We start from the raw sequence: 18,326 nt of genomic DNA on the forward strand, positions 1-18,326 counted from the left end.
CCTCCCATCGGACGCGAGGGCCGTTCAACCGGATCTATCGGACGAGGGTGCCGATCGTCCGGACGCCGGGACTGCAAATTCCTGCAAGGGATTGTGCCCCCGGATGCAGCCTGCCTATCTTCGGGCCCCAGCAGGCGGGTCCGCGGCTGCGATCAGACAAGGAGGTCTGACGATGTCCGGTCGAAGGTTCCTGGCGTTGGCGGGTGTGCTCGGGGTGGCGGTGACCATCGCGGCGTGCGGGGGCGGGTCGAGCAGCGGCGGCGGTGACCACGCCGGTCAGACGCTGCAGGTCTACCTCAGCAGGCAGGCGTCCTATCCCGACCAGCAGCAGCAGTGGATGCAGCGCATCAAGGACGAGTTCCAGAAGAAGACCGGCGCGACCGTCGAGTTCGAGACCTACAGCTCGGCCACCGAGGAACAGCAGAAGATCCAGACCTCCGTGGTCTCGGGTCAGGGCCCGGACATCTACGAGATCGGCACGACGTTCACCCCCACCGCCTACTCCAGCGGCGCGTTCCTGAAGTTCGGCGACGAGCAGTGGGACGCCGTCGGGGGCCGGGACCGGTTCGTGCCCTCCACGCTGGCGATGTCCGGCCCCGACGAGGCGGACCAGATCGCGGTGCCGTTCTCGTCGATCCCGTTCGTGCTCGTCTACAACACCCAGATGTTCGCCGCCGCGGGCATCGACGGGCCACCGTCCACGTGGGACGAGCTGGTGGCGGACGCGAAGAAGCTGACCCAGGGCGACACGTACGGCCTCGCGATGGACTACAAGGACAACTTCTCGCCCTGGAAGTACGTCTGGATGTTCGCCCAGCAGTACGGCAACCCGCTGGTGGAGGGCACGACCGCCCGGCTCGACGACCCCACGGTCGCACGGGCGTACGACGCCTACTTCGGGTTCCTGACGAAGGACAAGATCGTGAACCCGGACGCGGTCAACTGGTCCTCGCCGGACGCCACGGCGAGCTTCGCGTCCGGGAAGTCCGCGATGTTCGCCATGACCAGCACGAGCGTCATCCCGACGCTCGCGAAGTCGCCCGTGGCGAACTCGTACGCGTTCGCGCCGATGCCGACCGTCCCGCCGGGCGAGAGCGCACTGCCCGCAGGCGGCGTGCCCGCAGCCAGCATCGTGTCCGGCCAGAACCTCGTGGTCGCGTCCTACTCGCCGCAGCAGGACCTGGCCCTGCAGTACGTGGAGCTCGTCACCTCGGAGGCCGAGCAGAAGCACTTCTCCGACGTGTTCGGGGTGCTGCCGGTCAACGCGGCGGCCGCCGACTCGGTGGCCAGCGGGAAGGATCAGTACGGGCCGGTGCTGGAGGCGGGCAAGCAGGCCAAGCCCACTCCGTTCACCGGAGCGTGGTCGGAGATCCAGCTGGGGCTGACGAACATCACGGTGCAGTCGCTCGCCGGGCTGAGCGCGGGCTCGGTGCCGCCCGACCAGGTGCAGCGACAGCTCGCCGACCTCCAGAAGACCGCGCAGGCTGCCGTCGACAAGGCGGCGGCCGCCCGGTGAGCCTCACCAGCCCGGCGGGCCGGCCACCCATGGCGACCCGCCCGGTCGCCGCGACGGCCGGGCCGCAGCGCACCGGCCCGGCCAGGACGGCCCGGCGACGGCAGGGGCCGCTGTGGCTGATGACGCCGGGCGGCCTGCTGCTGCTCGTGGTGGTCGTCGTGCCGTTCGTACTGGCGCTGTGGATGTCGGTCACCGACCTCGACCAGTACACGCTGCGGCAGTGGGCGGGGGCGCCGTTCCTCGGTCTCGGCAACTACGTCGAGGCCGTCGCATCAGGGCCGCTGCTGCACAGCGTGTGGCTGAGCGTCGCGTTCAGCGTGCTGACCACGGTGCTGACGCTGCCGCTCGGGCTCGCCGCGGCGTTCGCCGCGCACGACAGCTTCCGGGGCCGCGGCCTCGTGCGCTCGATCTTCCTCATCCCCTACGTGCTGCCGACCTTCGTGGTCGGCACCGTCTGGCGCATCGCGCTCGGGCCCGACGGCGCGGTCAACACCGTGCTCGGCAGCGTCGGGATCGACGGGGGCAACTGGCTGATCGGGGGCCGCACCTTCTGGACGCTCGTGCTGGTCGACACCTGGGCGGCGTGGCCGTTCGTCTATCTGCTCTGCCTGGCCGGACTGCAGTCCATCGGCCGCGAGGTGCACGAGGCCGTGGCCGTGGACGGGGCGTCGTGGTGGCAGAAGACGGTGTACATCGTGCTGCCGAGCCTGCGCGGTCCCCTCCTGCTGGCGGTGATCATCGCGACCCTGCACCACCTCAACAACTTCACGCTGCCGTTCGTGCTGTTCGGCTCCCCCGCCCCCGACGAGGTGAACGTCCTGCCGATCGCGATCTACTCGGCCTCGTTCCAGACGTTCCGCTTCGGCCTCGCCGCGGCCATGTCGGTGGCCTCGCTGGTGCTGGTGCTGATCCCGCTGCTGTTCTACCTGCGGGCCGTGCGGCTCGACACCGGGCTGGAGAAGGGGGCCCCCAGATGACGACCGGCGTGAGAGCCACCGGCCGCAGGCGTTCCGGTGTGGACGCCACCGCGATCCTTCCGCCGGGCCTTCGCCGTGGCGTGATCGCCGTGCTGGTGCTGCTCGTACTGGCACCGTGCGCCTACATCCTCGCGGCTTCCGCGATGCCCGACATCGAGGTGGCCTCGGGCTCGGTCGTTCCCAGCAGCGTCACGCTCGAGAACTGGATCGCGATCTGGACCACGGTGCCGCTGGCGCAGGGCCTCGCCACCAGCGTGCTGGTCTGCGGTGTCGTCGCCGTGGTCTCGGCGCTGCTCGCGGTGGCCACCGCCTACGTGCTCGTCCGGTTCACGTTCCTCGGGCGCATCACGTTCCTGCGGGCGCTGGTGGGCCTGCAGAGCGTGCCCGGCACGTTGCTGCTGCTCCCGCTGTTCGTCGTCTACGCCTCGGCGCCCACCTACCTCGGCATCACGGTGGTGGGTACGACCTGGGGCCTGATGATCACCTACCTGACGTTCGCGCTGCCGTTTGCGACCTGGGTGATGGTCACCTACCTCCGCGGGATGCCCGTGGAACTCGAAGAGGCCGGGCTCCTGGACGGCCTGAGCCGCATCGGGGTGCTGCGCCGCATCGTGCTCCCGCTGAGCGCCCCCGGACTCATCGTCGCCGCGATCTTCTCCTTCCTGCTGGGCTGGAACGACGTGCTGTTCGCGAGCGTGCTCACCCAGCCCCGGACCCGTACGGCAGCTGTCGTGCTGCAGGCGTTCGGGGCTTCCCAGGAGGGTGGGGCGCTCCCGCTGTACGGGCAGGTCATGTCGTCCGCCGTGGTGTGTGCCGTGCCCGTCGTCGTCCTGTATCTGATCTTCCAGCGCTACCTCGTGGGTGGCCTGACCGGAGGCCTGAAGTGAACGATTCGGCAGTGAACGATTCCGTGCCGCACGCACCCGTACGGTTCGCCGTCGTCGGTTGCGGGGTGATCGGACGCCTGCACGCGGAGGTCCTCGCCGCCGGGGAGGACACAGCGCTCAGCGTGCTCGTGGACACCGATCCGGCTGCGGCGGACGCCGTGGCCGACCACGTGGCTGGGCTGTTCGGTGACCGGCCCGCCGTCACCACGTCCCTGGCCGAGGCGCTGGCCCGCGACGATGTCGACGCCGTCGCCGTCTGCGTGCCCAGCGGCGCGCACGCCGCGGTCGGGGTGCCGGTTCTCGAGTCCGGGCGCCATCTGGTGGTGGAGAAGCCGCTCGACGTCAGCGTGACAGCGGGCCGGGCCGTCGCCGAGGCCGCGGCCCGCCGCCCCGGCCTCGTCGCCGCCGTGATCAGCCAGCACCGTTTCGACCCGGCGAGCGTGGCCGTCCACGAGGCCGTGACGCGCGGGGAACTCGGCAGGGTCACCTCGGCCGTCGCGACGGTGTCGTGGTGGCGCAGCCAGGGCTACTACGACTCCGGCGACTGGCGCGGCACCTGGGATCTCGACGGGGGCGGCGCGCTGATGAACCAGGGTGTGCACACCGTCGACCTGCTGTTGTGGTTCCTCGGCCGGCCGATCGACGTGGTGGCCCACACGGCGCTGCTCGCCCATGAGCGGGTGGAGGTGGAGGACACCGTGGCCGCCGTGGTCCGCTTCGAGTCCGGCGCGCTCGCGACGCTGCACGCCACCACGGCGGCCTACCCCGGCCTCACCGTCCGGCTGCAGGTGATGGGCGACGCGGGCTCGGCGGTGGTGGACAACGATCGGCTGTACTACTTCCACAGCGCCCGCCGCTCCAGCGTGGAGGCGGCCGGGGACGCGGGCGTCGGGCCGAACCGTGGGATCGGCGGCGACGGCAACCAGGCGGCGCAGCTCGTCGGTCCCGAGGAGAGCGGGCAGCAGGTCGGAGGGGGCCCGGGCACCAGCGCCATGTTCGCCGGCCACGAGCGTCAGTACCGCGACGTCCTCGACGCGATCCGGACGGGCCGCGCACCGGGCGTGACCGTGGCCGACGCCCTGCTCGCCCTGGCCACCGTGCAGGCCGTCTACGAGTCCGCCCGGACCGGCGCGACGGTCGCGATCGCCGATGTGCTGGACGGCCGGATCGTGCCCACGCCCGAACCACCTCGGCGACCCGCCGCCGTCAGCTGAGACCCCTTCCGACCCGACCCGAGGAGCAGCCCGTGTGGACCCTGTCCGGCTTCGCCGACGAGATCTCCCCCGACCTGGACGAGCAGGTGCGCGTGCTCAGGGAGCTGGGGATGACCCAGCTGGAGCTGCGCGGTGCCTGGGACACGAACGTCTCCGACTTCGACGAGGAGCAGGTGGAGCGCATCGCCCGCACCCTCGACGGGGCAGGCATCACGGTGTCCTCGATCGGCTCGCCCATCGGCAAGGTGCCGGTGACCGCTGACCTCGACGAGCACGTTGCCCGCTTCCGCCGCTGCGCGCAGGTCGGACGCCGGCTCGGCGCACCCTACGTGCGGGTCTTCTCCTTCTACCCGAGGGACGCCAAGGATCCCGCCGCCGACCGCGACACCGTCCTGCGCGGCATGTCGGCGCTGGCAGCGGCGGCCGAACAGCACGGGGTCGTGATGCTGCACGAGAACGAGAAGGCGATCTACGGGGACGTCCCCGACCGCTGCCTCGACATCGTCGAGTCCGTGGGTTCTCAGGCGCTGCGCCTCACCTGGGACCCCGCCAACTTCGTGCAGTGCGGTGTCCGGCCGTTCAGCGAGGGCTACGAGATGCTGCGCCCGTACGTGGAGTACATCCAGATCAAGGACGCGATCGCCGCGACCGGCGAAGTGGTGCCGGCCGGGAAGGGCGACGGCGAGGTGGCACAGACCCTGGCGGCCCTGCGCGCCGACGGTTTCGACGGCTGTTTCTCACTGGAGCCGCATCTCGCGCAGGCGAGCGCGCGCGGCGGGTTCAGCGGACCGGAGCTGTTCGCCGTGGCGCACGCGGCGTTCACGGGACTGCTGCGCGAGCAGGACATCCCGTTCCGGTAGAGCACACGTCGCCCGGCCGGGCCCGGCGATCACTCGCCGGCCAGGCGGGCGGCCCGAGCTGTGCGGCGGACCGCGATCCGGTCAGGCCGGCATCGAGGGCGGCGGTGGCGGCGAGCAGCCGGTCGACGTCGGCGTGCTCGTCGCACCAGGGCTCTTCCCTGGATGTCAGTGACGGGGTCTTCTCCTGGCGGGGACGGGTCCGGTCGAACCGCGGATCGTCAGCACGGCCGGCACGGTGTGCACACGCGGCGGGGGCGCCACCGACCGCAGCTGCTCCAGCAGCATGTCCGTGGCCAGGCGCCCGACCTGCTCGATCGACGCGGTGATGGTGGTCAACGGCGGGTGGCAGAAGTCGGCGCCGAAGGTGTCGTCGCACCCGACCACGCTCATGTCGTCCGGCACCGCCACCCCGCGAGCGAACAGCCGCTGCAACACGCCCAGCGCGATCAGGTCGTTGAAGGCCATCACAGCCGTCACACCGGCGTGCACGGCGGCGTCGGCCGCTGCCGCACCCGCCGCGCGGGTGGGCGGGAACGGCCCGAGGCGCCGGACCGACAACCCGGCCTGGCGCGCGCCCAGCTGCACGGCCCGCCAGCGCCGTCCGTTGGACCACGACGAGCGCGGGCCGGACAGGTAGGCGACATCGCGGTGGCCGAGCGAGGCCAGGTGGTGCACGGCCTGGATCATGCCCGACGGGGTGTCGATCACCACCGAGGTGACTCCGGGCGTGCTGCGGTTGACGGCGGTGAGCGGCACCGAGCGGGCCGCCTCGCGCAGCGCGTCGTCGCCCAGCCGTGACGCCCCCAGCACCAGGCCGTCGGCGCCCTTCGCCGCGGTCGCGATGTGCTGGTGCTCCAGCTCCACGGACTCGTTGGTGTCGATCAGGATCTGGCTGTAGCCCGCCGCGGCAGCCTGGGCCTGAGTGCCCCGGACGAGGTCGAAGAAGAACGGGTTGGTGATGTCGGGGACGAGCAGCGCGAGCGTCATCGACCGGCCCGACATGAGCGAGCGGGCGGCGGTGCTCGGCTGGTAGTCCAGCTCGGCGACGGCGGCCAGCACCCGCTCGCGAGTGGCGGCGTTGACGAGGTCGGGCCGGGAGATGGCCCGCGACACCGTGGAGATGGAGACCCCGCAGGCGCTGGCCACGTCGTGGATCGTCGCCATGGCCCCCCTTGCTCGCACCGTTGCGATGCGGCGGTCGGGACCCGCCGCGGATTGCACGCTACTGCAAGCGCTTGCGCCGGGTAAGGCTCTCAAAGTTCTACACACATGGCCCGTCGAGCGTTGATGTTGTAGAGTGTTGTGCGACCCACGGAGGAGCCGATGACGACCACCGCAGATCCCGACCAGGCCGCGATCCCGGCGGTCTCGTTCGACACCAAGCCTGCGTCGTACCGGCACTGGAGCCTCGACATCGACGGGGAGATCGCCTACCTCCGCCTCGACATCGACGAGGCGGGCGGCATCGTCCCGGGCTACGAGCTGAAGATGAACAGCTACGACCTCGGCGTGGACATCGAGCTCTACGACGCCACGCAGCGGTTGCGCTTCGAGCACCCGCAGGTCCGGTCCGTGGTCGTCACCAGCGCGAAGGACCGCAACTTCTGCGCAGGCGCCAACATCCGGATGCTCGCCCAGAGCTCGCACCCGTGGAAGGTGAACTTCTGCAAGTTCACCAACGAGACCCGCAACGGCATGGAGGACGCCACGGCCAACTCCGGCCAGACGTACCTCGCGGCCGTCAACGGCACCGCCGCGGGTGGGGGCTACGAGCTCGCTCTGGCGTGCGAGCAGATCCTGCTGATCGACGACAACTCGTCTGCAGTGTCGCTGCCGGAGGTACCGCTGCTCGGCGTGCTGCCCGGCACCGGTGGGCTCACCCGGGTCACCGACAAGCGCCGGGTCCGCAAGGACCGCGCCGACGTCTTCGCGACACGCCCCGAAGGGGTGCGCGGCAAGCAGGCGGTCGAGTGGAAGCTCGTCGACGAGGTGGTGCCGAAGCGGGTGTGGGACGAAACCGTGCGCGAGCGGGCCGCCGCTGCGGCCGCCCGCTCCACCCGTCCCGTTGACGTGCAGGGCATCTCCCTCACCCCGCTGGAGCGCGAGGAGACCGCCGACGGCATCCGCTACCAGCACGTCGAGGCCCGCTTCGACCGGTCGCAGGGCCTGGTGGAGATCACCGTGCACGGCCCGGAGGGGGACGTCCCCGACACCGTCGCGCGTGTGCACGAGCTCGGCGCCGACTTCTGGCCGCTCGCGATGACCCGCGAGCTCGACGACCTCATCCTGCGGCTGCGCACCAACGAGCTGGAGCTCGGCACCTGGATCATCCGCACGAAGGGGGCCGTCGAACACGCGCTCGCGTTCGAACGGGTCATCGCTGAGCACTCCCGCGACGACTGGCTGGTGGGCGAGATCCGCCACTACTTCAAGCGCGTGCTCAAGCGCCTCGACGTCACGTCGCGCTCGCTGATCGCGCTGATCGAACCCGGCTCGTGCTTCGCCGGCGCGCTGCTGGAGCTGGCGCTCGCGTGCGACCGGCAGTACATGCTGGAGGGCTTCCTCGAGGAAGACGCCCAGGAGGGCGAGCCCGCGCAGATCGTGCTCTCCGAATCGAACTTCGGCGCGTTCCCGATGTCGAACGGCCTCTCGCGGCTGGCCTCACGCTTCTACGGCGACGACGACCACGTCGCCAAGCTGCGCCAGGAGACCGGCCGCCGGATCGAGGCCGTCGAGGCCATGGAACTGGGCCTCGTCACCGACGCCCCGGACGACATCGACTGGGCGGACGAGATCCGGATCATGCTGGAGGAGCGCGCCTCCCTCTCCCCCGACGCGCTCACCGGCATGGAGGCCAACCACCGGTTCGTCGGGCCGGAGACCATGGAGTCGCGCATCTTCTCGCGGCTCACCGCGTGGCAGAACTGGATCTTCGTTCGACCCAACGCCTCCGGCCCCGACGGCGCGTTGCGCAGATACGGCACGGGACGCAAGGCCGACTTCGACCGCAAGCGAGTCTGAGAGCAGAGCGAATCATGCCGATCGACTACTCCGAGAAGATCCCGAACAACGTGGATCTGGCCGGCGACCGCAAGCTCCAGCGCGCGCTGGAGAGCTGGCAGCCCAACTTCCTCAACTGGTGGAAGACGATGGGCCCGGCCGTTCCGACCGAAGACGTGTACCTCCGTACGGCGGTCGCCGTGGGCCGTGAGGGGTGGGCCCACTTCGACCACGTCGCCATGGAGGAGTACCGGTGGGGGGTCTTCCTCGCCGAGCGCAACGCCGACCGGCGGATCGCGTTCGGCGAGCAGAAGGGCGAGCCGGTCTGGCAGCAGGTCCCCGGCGAGTACCGCGCCGACCTGCAGCGGCTGATCGTCATCCAGGGCGACACCGAGCCCGCCTCGGTGGAGCAGCAGCGACGGCTCGGCGAAACCGCGCCGTCGCTCTACGACCTGCGAAACCTCTTCCAGGTCAACGTGGAGGAAGGCCGCCACCTTTGGGCGATGGTCTACCTGCTGCACGCCTTCTTCGGTCGGAACGGTCGCGAGGAGGCCGAGGCGCTGCTGCAGCGCAACTCGGGCGACCTCGACAGCCCGCGCATCCTCGGCGCGTTCAACGAGGAGACGCCCGACTGGCTGTCGTTCTACATGTTCACCTACTTCACCGACCGGGACGGGAAGTACCAGCTCGGCACGCTGAAGGAGTCGGCGTTCGACCCGCTGTCGCGCACCTGCGAGTTCATGCTCAAGGAGGAGGCGCACCACATGTTCGTCGGCACCACGGGTGTCGACCGCGTCGTGGCCCGCAGCGCCGAGCTGATGCGCGAGCACGACACCGAGGACATCGCCCCACACGGCGGCATCCCGCTCGACGTGATCCAGAAGTACATCAACTTCCACTACTCGGTCTCGCTCGACCTCTTCGGCTCCGAGCAGTCCACCAACGCCGCCAACTACTTCACCGCGGGCCTCAAGGGACGCTGGCAGGAGGAGCGGCGCAAGGACGACCACGTGCTCACCGAGGACTCGGCCCACATCCAGCTCGTCCGCGACGGCGAGCTCACCTCCGACGAGGTCCCGGCGCTGCTGGCGCTCAACAACGACCTGCGCACCGAGTACATCTCCGACTGTCAAAGCGGGCTCAAGCGCTGGAACCGCGTGCTCGAGCAGGGTGGCGTCGACCAGCGGCTGACACTGCCGCACGTCGGGTTCAACCGCGACGTCGGCCTGTTCTCCGAGCACCACATCACGCCCAAGGGCGACCTCGTGGGTGCAGACGCCTGGGAGGCCAACCGCGACAGGTGGCTGCCGACCGAGGCCGACAAGACCCACGTCCGATCCCTGATGCGCCCGGTCTACGAGCCCGGCAAGATCGCGGGCTGGATCGCCCCGCCGTCGCACGGCATCAACGACAAGCCGTTCGAGTACGAGTACGTCCACTTCCCCTGAGCCCGTGAGACGCGCCCCGGCCCACTGTCCGTCGTAGGCCGGGGTGCGATCCCTCCACCGTCCCGATCATGATCACCGGCTGGGGACGCTGAGCCGCGCCCGGCACAGCTACTGGGCCCCGAACGACGATCACCGCGCAGCGCCGAGCCGCAGCGGCACCATGATCACCGGTTCGGGACGCGCAGCCGTCCCACGCACGGCTACCGCTCCCCAAACGACGATCACCGCACAGCGCCGGCCCGCAGCGACACCATGATCACCAGCTCGGGACGCACAGCCGCGCCCAGCACGGCTACCGCTCCCCGAACAACGATCACGAGCCCCGCCGGGGAATCCAGGCGATCATTCGGTCGGCTTCATGCGGGCCAGCCCGCCGCAGCACCGCGCGCCCACACCCGCCCACCACAGCCGCTCCATCATGATCACCAGCCGGGGACGTGCGGCCGCGGCAGACGCAACTGCCAGTCCCCAAACGATGATCACCACGCGGCGCCGAGTGGGAGCGGCACCATGGTCATCGTTTCGGGAGGCGCAGCCGCGCCCAGCACGGCTACCGCTCCCCGAACAATGATCACCGCACAGCGCCGGCCCACAGCGGCACCATGATCACCAGTTCGGGACGCGGAGCCGTCCCCAGCACGGCTACCGCTCCCGAAACAATGATCACGCCGCCGCGGAGCCCGCTGGCGGGGCCGAGGTGACCAGCGGTTGGCACCGACCGGCCAGCCTGCCGCACCACCGCCCTACTACGCCCGCACCGGCCGCCCCCACCATGATCACCACTTGGGGACGTACACACGGGCCCCACGCAGCTACCGCGCCCGAAACAACGATCACCACCGGGCCTCGGCGCCAGGCCGGCACGTGATCACGAGTTCGGGACGCGCAGCCGCGCCCAACACACCAACCGCTCCCCAAGCGACGATCACCGCGCAGCGCCGAGCCGCAGCGGCACCATGATCATCGTTTCGGGACGCGCAGCCGTCCCACGCACGGCTACCGCCCCCAAACGATGATCACGCCACCCCGCACCTGCCAGCGGGCTCGAGCGCATCGCTGGTCGACACCATCGAGGCCAGCCCGCCGCAGCCACCGCCCCCACTCGCCCACCCCGGCCGCCCCACCATGATCACCACTTGGGACGCACACACGGGCCCCACGCAGCTACCGCGCCCGAAACAACGATCACCACGGGGCACCGGCCCGCAGCACGCACCATGATCACCAGTTCGGGACGCTCAGCCACGCCCAACACACCCACCGCTCCCCAAACGATGATCACCACCTAGGGCCGAGCCGGAGCGGCACCATGATCATCGTTTTGGGACGCGCAGCCGCGCCAACACAGCTCCCGCTCCCCAAACGACGATCACCACGCAGCGCCGAGCCGGAGCGGCACCATGATCACCAGTTCGGGACGCACAGCCGTCCCCAGCACGGCTTCCGCTCCCCAAACAGTGATCACGCCACCGGGCAACCGTCCGCGGGATCGCGGTGATCACCGGTCGGCACCCGGAGCGACCCAGGGATCGAGCGGCGGCGGGCCGGCTCGCTCACCGCCGCCTGCGGGTGTCCGACCCTCAACGGACCGGACACCCGCAGGTGCGCTGGACGGTTATGAGACCGCCAGTGCGGTCGGGGTCGGCTGCGGGAGCGGGGAGCACTGAGCGTCCGAGGTGTCGCCGGACTTGCGCTCGGGCAGCGTGCCGTTGGCGAGGTAGTCGGCGACGTGGTCGTTCACGCAGTCGTTGCCGCTCGAGAGCGACGCCGCGTGCGTGGTGCCGCCCGTGCCTTCCACCAGCGCGGAGTTGGGGAACTCGCGGCGGGCCTGGAGGGCGCCTTCGTAGGGCGTGGCACCGTCGAGCGTCTCGCTGACCAGCAGCAGGTTCTTCAGCTTGCTGCCGTCGATCTTCACCGGCTTGTCGGCTCCCGGTTTGACCGGCCAGAAGGCGCAGGGCGCGTTGTACCAGGCGTTGGCCCAGGTCTCGAACGGCGCCTTGGCCGCCACCCTCGTGTTGTCGTCCTGCCAGGTGCTCCAGTCGGCGGGCCAGGGCGCGTCGGTGCACTGCACCGCGAGGTAGATGGCGTAGTTGTTGTCGTCGGTTGGCGAGCCCGAACTGTCGTAGACCGCCTTCAGCGCCCCGGCGTCGCCGTTGTGCACCCAGCGTGAGAAGGCGCTCGCGACGGCCTCGTAGTTGCGGACGTCGTAGCCCGCCCCGAGGAAGAGGTCGGTGAACTCGTCCGGCCCGATCTGGCCGCCGGCCGGATTCTGGCGCAGCTTGTCCTTCTCCGAGTAGAAGAGCTTCTCGATGTCATCGCCGCTGTTGCCGAGCTTGTAGATGTTGTCGTTCTTGGCGATCCAGTCGAAGAAGATCTTCTCGTTGCGGTCAAACGCGACGTCCTGGCTGAGGTTCGCCTCGTACCAGACGTTCCGCTCGTCGACCACGCCGTCGAGCACCATCCGGCGCACCCGGTCCGGGAACATCGTGGCGTACACCTGGCCGATGTAGGTGCCGTAGGAGAAGCCGTAGTAGTTGATCTGGTCGGCGCCGAGCGCCTTCCGGATGCTCTCCATGTCGTTGATGGTGTCGACGGTGGTGAGATGGCGCAGGAGAGCGCCGCCCTTGGCCTTGCAGGACTGGGCGTAGGACTGCGCGCGCTTCAGCCAGGCGGCCTCGGTGCCTGCGTCGGGGTCGTAGTCGGGGCGGTTGTAGCCGCCGTAGTCGGGGATGCAGCTCAACCTGGGCTCGCTCGACCCCACACCGCGCGGGTCGAAGCCGATCCAGTCGTAGCTCGAACCGACGTTGCGCGGCACCGCGCCGCCGAGGAGCGAGAGCCCGAGGCCGGAACCGCCCGGCCCGCCCGGGTTGACGAGCATGACGCCCTGGTACTGGTTGTCGGGCACGGTGTGCTTCACCATCGACACCGCGAGCTTGATCTTCGTCTTCTGGGGTGCGGAGTAGTCGAGCGGCACCTCGACGGTCCCGCACTGCGCCGACGCGGCCTTCAGTGGTTCGACGGCGCATGGCGCCCATGCCACCGGTGGTGGCGTGTAGTCAGGCGTGGCCGCGCCGGTCTGCACGGCGGCGTGCGCCTCCGCCGTCGCGAGCGCCGGATGGCCCGCCGGCGCGACAGCGGCCCCCACCGCCACAAGCCCAGCTGCCGCAACAATTGTCACAATTCTGCGCACGCATGCCCTCCGACTTCTGCCCCGATGCGAGCGACAGATCCCCCTACGAGCGACACGTCACTCTGCGCTATCGCCGCCCAAACCTCAATCCGAGGCACGGCCTGCCGAGGGCAGATGCTCACATGCGGAACTGCTCGGCGGTTTCCCGCTGTGTCCCGCCGCCCTCCACACCGGACAGACGGGTCCATAAAGGCCCCAGGCAGCCCCGCGAGGGCAAAACTGTGATCTGCGTCTCAGTAAGGGCGGCGGTGCGCACCCCGCCGGTCGCGCTCCTCCGTGCAGATGCCGCTAGTAGAACTCGACGGTGTTCACCACGTTACGTAGCGGGCGTCCGTCGAGGAGCCGGCCGGCGTTCTCCGCGAAGAGCTCGGCGATCCGCCGGTCCTCCGCCGCGGTGATGGTGGCGGTGTGCGGGCTGATCAGCACGTTCGGCAGCTCCCACAGCGGGCTGGCCGCATCAAGCGGCTCCACCGCGAACACGTCGAGCGCCGCGAAGCCGATACGCCCGTCGCGCAGGCCGTCGATCAGGGCGTCCTCGTCGATGACCGTGCCACGGCCGACGTTGACGATCGTCACGCCGGGCCGGACGGCGGCGAGCACGTCGGCGCTCACCAGCTTCTCGGTGGCGTCCGTGCCGGGAAGAGTGACGACGATGCCGTCGACCCGCCCGACCACTGCGGCGAGCTCGTCGGGATGCACCAGCTCGGCCACACCGTCCACGGGCTCGCCGCGCCTGCTCGTGCCGATCACCCGCGTACCGAGCGCCGCGAGCACCCTGGCGACCTCGCTGCCGATCCCGCCGAGCCCGACCACCAGCACCGTCTGTTCCCGCAACTGGGCCACCGGCCAGCGGCCCCAGCGATGCGCGGCCTTCTCGACGAGCAGCTTCGGCAGGTTCTTCGCCCCCGCCAGCAGCCCGAGCAGCGCGAACTCCGTGAGCGGGGCGGCGTGGACACCCGCCGACGTCGTGAAGGTGACGCGGTCGAGCTGCTCCTGGGTGAGGCCGGCCGCCTTCACATGGGCGCCTCCCCCGGCGGCCATCGTGTGCACCCAGCGCAGGCCAGGGTTGGCCTCGACGGCGCGGCGCAGCTCGGCGGGGCGGTCGTCCGGGATCCCGTAGAGCGCCTCCGCCGCGTCGAGCATCTTCTGGAAGCGCTCCCGCTGCTCCGGGGTACGGACGAACGACGGATCGCCGGCGTGGTCGGCCGGGTAGCGCACCGGCGGTAGCAGTTCCTGGTCGCGCACCAGGTCGATGCGCGGCTCCAGACGCTCGATCAGCCCGCACAGCTCCTCGCTCAGGGGCGTCGCCACCGCGACCCGGAGCCGATCCTCCACCCGCCACCTCCTGCTCCGACCGCCGCTGCTGTCCGCGGCTTCGGTGACACACCCTGTCACGACGACGAGCCGGCCCCGCTGCGGACCTTGCCCGGCAGACCGACACCCGAGAGCATCCGCGCATGACCCTGTCACCGACGGCGCTGCTCCCCGGCGTACGTTCCGCGACCGTCGACACCGACCGCATCCGCATGCACTACCTCGACTCGGGCCCGGCCGACGGCACCCCGATCATCATGGTGCACGGAAACCTCTCGACCAGCCGTTTCTTCGAGCACCTGATGCCCGAGCTCCCGCAGTACAGGGTGATCGCGCCGGACATGCGCTGCTTCGGCGACTCCGAGCCCGCTCCCGTCGACGCGACCCGTGGCCTCGCGGACTGGGCGGACGACGTGTTCGCGCTGGTCCGCGCCCTCGGAATCGACGAGCCGCCCCATCTCGTCGGCTGGTCGACCGCAGGTGCGGCGATCGCCCGGTACGCGATGGACCGGCCCGTCGCGTCGCTGACCCTCCTCGATCCGGTTTCGCCCTACGGCTACGGCGGCGTGCGCGCCGACGGCACACCCTGCTTCCCCGACTTCGCGGGTTCCGGCGCCGGCACCGTCAACCCCGAACTCGTGCGGCGCATCACCGCGGGCGACGACTCGGACGAGAGCCCCCTCTCCGTCCGCAACGTCTTCAACGCCTTCTACGTCGCACCGGGCCATCGCGAGTCGCCCGAGCGCGAGGACCTGCTCGTCTCCGAGATCCTCAAGACGGTGACGGGCGAGGCCAACTACCCGGGTGACCTCGCGACCTCGCCGAACTGGCCCGGGATGGCCCCCGGAACGTCGGGCCTGCTCAACGCGCTGTCCCCCAAGTACTGCAACTGGGCGGGCATCGTCGACCTGGATCCCAAGCCTCCCGTCCTCTGGACGCACGGCAGCGCCGACCTCGTGGTCGCCGACGGCTCGTCGCTGGAGCTGGGCACGCTCGGCGCATCAGGGACCGTCCCGAACTGGCCGGGGCCGGACGTGTTCCCGCCGCAGCCGATGGTGAGCCAGATCAGGGAGGTGCTGGAGCGCTACGCGCAGGCGGGCGGGACGGTCCGCACCGAGTTCTTCGACGGGTCCGGGCACGCCCCGCATCTGGACGCCCGAGAGAAGTGGCTCGCGGTGTTCACGGAGTTCCTGACGTCCACCTGACGCCGCGAGTCGCCCGTTCCGGCCGGCGAGTCACCCCGGCTCGCTGGTCGGATCGGGTGAACCACCGTCGGAGAGCGCTCCCGCGCGCCGATGAAGAGGTGTGCACAGCGGCGAGAGGGTCCGGCCGGACGCCGGTGCCGTGCTGCTCGACCTCTACGACGTGGCGCTCCCTCAGGTCTACGGCTACCTGCTGGCGCGCTGCGGCTGGCAGGCACTCGCGGAGGAGTTGACGGCGGAGACCTTCCTCGCCGCCGTCGCCGCGTGCCGGCGTGAGCCGCCCCCGGCACCCACCACGGCGTGGCTCATCGGCATCGCCCGCCACAAGCTGATCGACCACTGGCGCGCCGCCGAGCGTGAACATCGCGGGCGGATCACCGTCGCTCTGGCCGAGCCGGACCCGGTGCAGGACCCGTGGGAGGAGCGGCTCGACGCGATGCTCGCCCACGAGGTGCTCGACGCGCAGACCAGCACCCACCGGGCCGCGCTCACCCTGCGCTATCTCGACGGGCTGCCGGTGCCCGACGTCGCGCAGGTCCTGGGCCGCACCGTGCACGCCACGGAGGCGCTGCTGGTTCGCGCGCGGAGCGCGTTTCGCCACAGCTACGCGGCAGTCGAGAAGGAAGGCCCGCGATGACCGACGCCTTCGACGCCCTCCGCATCCCCGACGCTCCCGCCGCGCCCGACCTGGAGTTCGCCAGTGGCCTGCGCGCCCGCGTCGAGCAGGCCCTGTTCGCCCCACGGGAGGCCCGCATGTCTGCCGTGGAGGCGACGGCCACGAACGTGGCCGCGCCTTCGCAGCCGCCCACTCAGCACACCATCACGCCGTACCTCGCGGCCGCCGACGCCCGCGCCGCCGTCGACTTCTATGTCGACGCGTTCGGCGCGGCGGAGCGGGGCGAACCGATCGTGATGCCGGACGGCCGCATCGGGCACGTCGAGATCGAGGTCGGCGACAGCGTGCTGATGCTCGCCGACGAGTACCCCGAGATGGACCTTCTGGCCCCTGTCACACGCGGCGGCCCCAGCCAGTCGCTGCGCATCGAGGTCGCCGACCCGGACGCGGTGGTGCAGCGCGCGGTCGCCGCGGGCGCCGAACTGGAGCGTCCCGTGGCCGACTCCCCCCATGGCCGCGGCGGCGTGGTGCGGGATCCCTCCGGGCACCGGTGGATGGTGTCGCGTGAGGCCCCGTCGGCTGCGGCGCCACGGCCGGGAGACGTCGTCTACACCTCGATCTGGACGGACGACGTCGAACGGGCCGAGCGGTTCTACGGGGCCGTGCTGGGCTGGGTCACGGCTCGGGGGCACGGACCGCAGGACCGTCACGTGACGAATGCGGGCGCCCGGCTGGGGCTCTCCGGTGGGCACGCCCGGCCCACCGCCATGCTCTGCTACGCCGTGCCGGACGTGGACGCGGCCGCCGCCGTGGTGCTGGCCGCCGGTGGCACGGCGGGCGAGCCCACCGACGAGCCGCACGGCCGCGTCGCCGACTGCGTGGACGACATGGGCGTGCCCTTCGCGCTGTGGACGGGTGGGTCCGCCCCGGCCCCGTCGTCCGAGCCCCGCAACGGGATCGCCCACCTCGTGTTGCGGACGCCGGACGCGCGCCGCGCGCGGGCCTTCTACGGCACTGTTCTCGGCTGGGGTTTCGCCCCCGCCCGTGTCCCGGACGGGTGGAACGTCCGAACGGCGGGGTACGAGCCGCGGCCGCGCACCTCGATCTGGGGCGGCCACTCCGAGGACGCCGCAGTGGTGCCGGCATTCACCGTTCCCGACCTCGCCGCCGCGGTGGATTCCGTCCGCGGAGCGGGAGGCAGCAGCACCGGGCCCGAGCAGCGCCGCTTCGGGACGGTGGCCGAGTGCCGCGACGATCAGGGCGGCCACTTCCAGCTCGTCGAGCGCTGAACCGGGCCCGAGCACGGGCCGCTCACCAGGGCAGCGGGCCGGAGCGGTCGAAGAACCGGCCGGTCGGGCCGTCCGGCGCCACGGTCGCGAGGGCGACGACGGCGTCGCTGCCCTCGTCCACGGTCTGGACGCCGGAGTTGCCGTTGAGGTCCGTGGCCGTGTAGCCGGGGTCGGCGGCGTTGATCCGGAACTCCGGCAGCGCCCGCGCGTACTGGCTCATGACCATGTTGAGAGCCGCCTTGGACGACGGGTACGTGAGCGCCACGATCTGCGACTCCGGCCGCTCCGGGTCGCCGGTGATGGTCATCGAGCCCATCCCGCTCGACACCATCACGATCCGCGGCGCGGCCGAGCGCCGCAGCAGAGGCACGAACGCCCTCGTCACGCGGACCGGCCCGAACACGTTCGTCGCGTAGCAGGCGAGCATCTCCTCGGCGCCGGTGTCCAGCGCCGACACCAGCGGCCCGAGGATCCCGGCGTTGTTCACCAGCACGTCGAGCCGCCCGTAGCGGCTCACGACCTCCTTCGCTGCGCTCGCCACGGACTCGTCGCTGGTCACGTCCAGCGGGAGCACCGTCACGTCACCGTCGAGGCCCGCGGCTGCGGCCGCCCCGCGCCGGGCGTCGCGCGCCCCCAGCAGCACCGTCCAGCCGCGCTCTGCCAACCGGCGCACGGTCGCCAGGCCGATGCCCTTGTTCGCGCCGGTCACCAGCGCGATCGTCGCTCCGCCCACGGGCGTCATCCCGAATGTCCCCGTCGATTCCGTCATGCCTCGACGGTGCGGCCGGGCGGGGCCGCCTACCAGGGCCGACT

At 71.0% G+C, this 18,326-nt stretch carries 14 protein-coding genes; 10 read left to right on the plus strand and 4 right to left on the minus strand.

Features of this window, described 5'->3' with window-relative positions; all coding sequences use genetic code 11:
- Nucleotides 1-172: 172 nt before the first annotated feature.
- Genes MMF94_RS03685 through MMF94_RS03705 form a run of 5 tightly spaced genes read left to right on the plus strand, consistent with a single transcriptional unit; the run spans nucleotide 173 to nucleotide 5,454 of the window.
- Entirely contained in the window at nucleotides 173-1,516 is a 1,344-nt protein-coding gene (locus tag MMF94_RS03685) for an ABC transporter substrate-binding protein (RefSeq protein WP_241034799.1), read from the plus strand.
- On the plus strand, nucleotides 1,513-2,493 hold the full coding sequence (locus tag MMF94_RS03690; protein WP_241034800.1) for a carbohydrate ABC transporter permease: 981 nt from the start codon (nucleotides 1,513-1,515) through the stop codon (nucleotides 2,491-2,493). Before MMF94_RS03685 ends, MMF94_RS03690 begins: the two co-directional genes overlap by 4 nt.
- On the plus strand, nucleotides 2,490-3,380 hold the full coding sequence (locus MMF94_RS03695; protein ID WP_241034801.1) for a carbohydrate ABC transporter permease: 891 nt from the start codon (nucleotides 2,490-2,492) through the stop codon (nucleotides 3,378-3,380). Before MMF94_RS03690 ends, MMF94_RS03695 begins: the two co-directional genes overlap by 4 nt.
- A gap of 11 nt (nucleotides 3,381-3,391) precedes the next feature.
- Complete coding sequence (locus MMF94_RS03700; protein ID WP_241034802.1) at nucleotides 3,392-4,594, plus strand: Gfo/Idh/MocA family protein; 1,203 nt, start codon at nucleotides 3,392-3,394, stop codon at nucleotides 4,592-4,594.
- Nucleotides 4,595-4,626: 32 nt separating this feature from the next.
- Entirely contained in the window at nucleotides 4,627-5,454 is an 828-nt protein-coding gene (locus MMF94_RS03705) for a sugar phosphate isomerase/epimerase family protein (protein WP_241034803.1), read from the plus strand.
- Nucleotides 5,455-5,619: 165 nt separating this feature from the next.
- On the opposite strand, the gene MMF94_RS03710 is transcribed toward MMF94_RS03705, so the two are convergent.
- Complete coding sequence (locus MMF94_RS03710) at nucleotides 5,620-6,618, minus strand: LacI family DNA-binding transcriptional regulator (RefSeq protein ID WP_241034804.1); 999 nt, start codon at nucleotides 6,616-6,618, stop codon at nucleotides 5,620-5,622.
- A gap of 159 nt (nucleotides 6,619-6,777) precedes the next feature.
- On the opposite strand from MMF94_RS03710, the gene boxC reads away from it, so the two are divergent.
- A complete protein-coding gene (boxC, locus tag MMF94_RS03715; protein WP_241034805.1) occupies nucleotides 6,778-8,475 on the plus strand; it encodes a 2,3-epoxybenzoyl-CoA dihydrolase in 1,698 nt (565 codons plus the stop codon).
- 14 nt (nucleotides 8,476-8,489) lie between these two features.
- Nucleotides 8,490-9,902, plus strand: a complete 1,413-nt coding sequence (gene boxB / locus MMF94_RS03720) for a benzoyl-CoA 2,3-epoxidase subunit BoxB (RefSeq protein WP_241034806.1) — start codon at nucleotides 8,490-8,492, stop codon at nucleotides 9,900-9,902.
- 1,615 nt (nucleotides 9,903-11,517) lie between these two features.
- Here boxB and MMF94_RS03725 read toward each other — a convergent pair.
- Nucleotides 11,518-13,047, minus strand: coding sequence for an alpha/beta hydrolase (locus MMF94_RS03725; protein ID WP_241034807.1), 1,530 nt, complete (start codon nucleotides 13,045-13,047; stop codon nucleotides 11,518-11,520).
- Nucleotides 13,048-13,380: 333 nt separating this feature from the next.
- A complete protein-coding gene (locus tag MMF94_RS03730; RefSeq protein WP_241034808.1) occupies nucleotides 13,381-14,427 on the minus strand; it encodes a D-2-hydroxyacid dehydrogenase in 1,047 nt (348 codons plus the stop codon).
- 122 nt (nucleotides 14,428-14,549) lie between these two features.
- Between MMF94_RS03730 and MMF94_RS03735 the strand changes: the two genes are divergently transcribed.
- From MMF94_RS03735 to MMF94_RS03745, 3 genes are all read left to right on the plus strand, one after another.
- The gene (locus MMF94_RS03735) at nucleotides 14,550-15,611 is read left to right on the plus strand and encodes an alpha/beta fold hydrolase (protein ID WP_241034809.1); all 1,062 of its coding nucleotides are present in this window, start codon (nucleotides 14,550-14,552) and stop codon (nucleotides 15,609-15,611) included.
- A 100-nt stretch (nucleotides 15,612-15,711) separates the two neighbouring features.
- A complete protein-coding gene (locus MMF94_RS03740; protein WP_241034810.1) occupies nucleotides 15,712-16,245 on the plus strand; it encodes an RNA polymerase sigma factor in 534 nt (177 codons plus the stop codon).
- The gene (locus tag MMF94_RS03745) at nucleotides 16,242-17,513 is read left to right on the plus strand and encodes a VOC family protein (protein WP_241034811.1); all 1,272 of its coding nucleotides are present in this window, start codon (nucleotides 16,242-16,244) and stop codon (nucleotides 17,511-17,513) included. The genes MMF94_RS03740 and MMF94_RS03745 overlap by 4 nt, the downstream gene beginning before the upstream one ends.
- Nucleotides 17,514-17,535: 22 nt before the next feature.
- Here the strand turns inward: MMF94_RS03745 and MMF94_RS03750 are convergent, their stop codons facing one another.
- Nucleotides 17,536-18,282, minus strand: coding sequence for an SDR family NAD(P)-dependent oxidoreductase (locus MMF94_RS03750; RefSeq protein WP_241034812.1), 747 nt, complete (start codon nucleotides 18,280-18,282; stop codon nucleotides 17,536-17,538).
- Nucleotides 18,283-18,326 lie beyond the last annotated feature (44 nt).

This window comes from Pseudonocardia alaniniphila (genome assembly GCF_022524485.1).
Lineage (GTDB): Bacteria > Actinomycetota > Actinomycetes > Mycobacteriales > Pseudonocardiaceae > Pseudonocardia > Pseudonocardia alaniniphila.

Coding starts and splice junctions, on each gene's coding strand:
- boxB (WP_241034806.1), top strand. CDS start 8,490: ATGCCGATCGACTACTCCGAGAAGATCCCGAACAACGTGGATCTGGCC.
- MMF94_RS03710 (WP_241034804.1), bottom strand. CDS start 6,618: ATGGCGACGATCCACGACGTGGCCAGCGCCTGCGGGGTCTCCATCTCC.
- MMF94_RS03745 (WP_241034811.1), top strand. CDS start 16,242: ATGACCGACGCCTTCGACGCCCTCCGCATCCCCGACGCTCCCGCCGCG.
- MMF94_RS03750 (WP_241034812.1), bottom strand. CDS start 18,282: ATGACGGAATCGACGGGGACATTCGGGATGACGCCCGTGGGCGGAGCG.
- MMF94_RS03735 (WP_241034809.1), top strand. CDS start 14,550: ATGACCCTGTCACCGACGGCGCTGCTCCCCGGCGTACGTTCCGCGACC.
- MMF94_RS03685 (WP_241034799.1), top strand. CDS start 173: ATGTCCGGTCGAAGGTTCCTGGCGTTGGCGGGTGTGCTCGGGGTGGCG.
- MMF94_RS03695 (WP_241034801.1), top strand. CDS start 2,490: ATGACGACCGGCGTGAGAGCCACCGGCCGCAGGCGTTCCGGTGTGGAC.
- boxC (WP_241034805.1), top strand. CDS start 6,778: ATGACGACCACCGCAGATCCCGACCAGGCCGCGATCCCGGCGGTCTCG.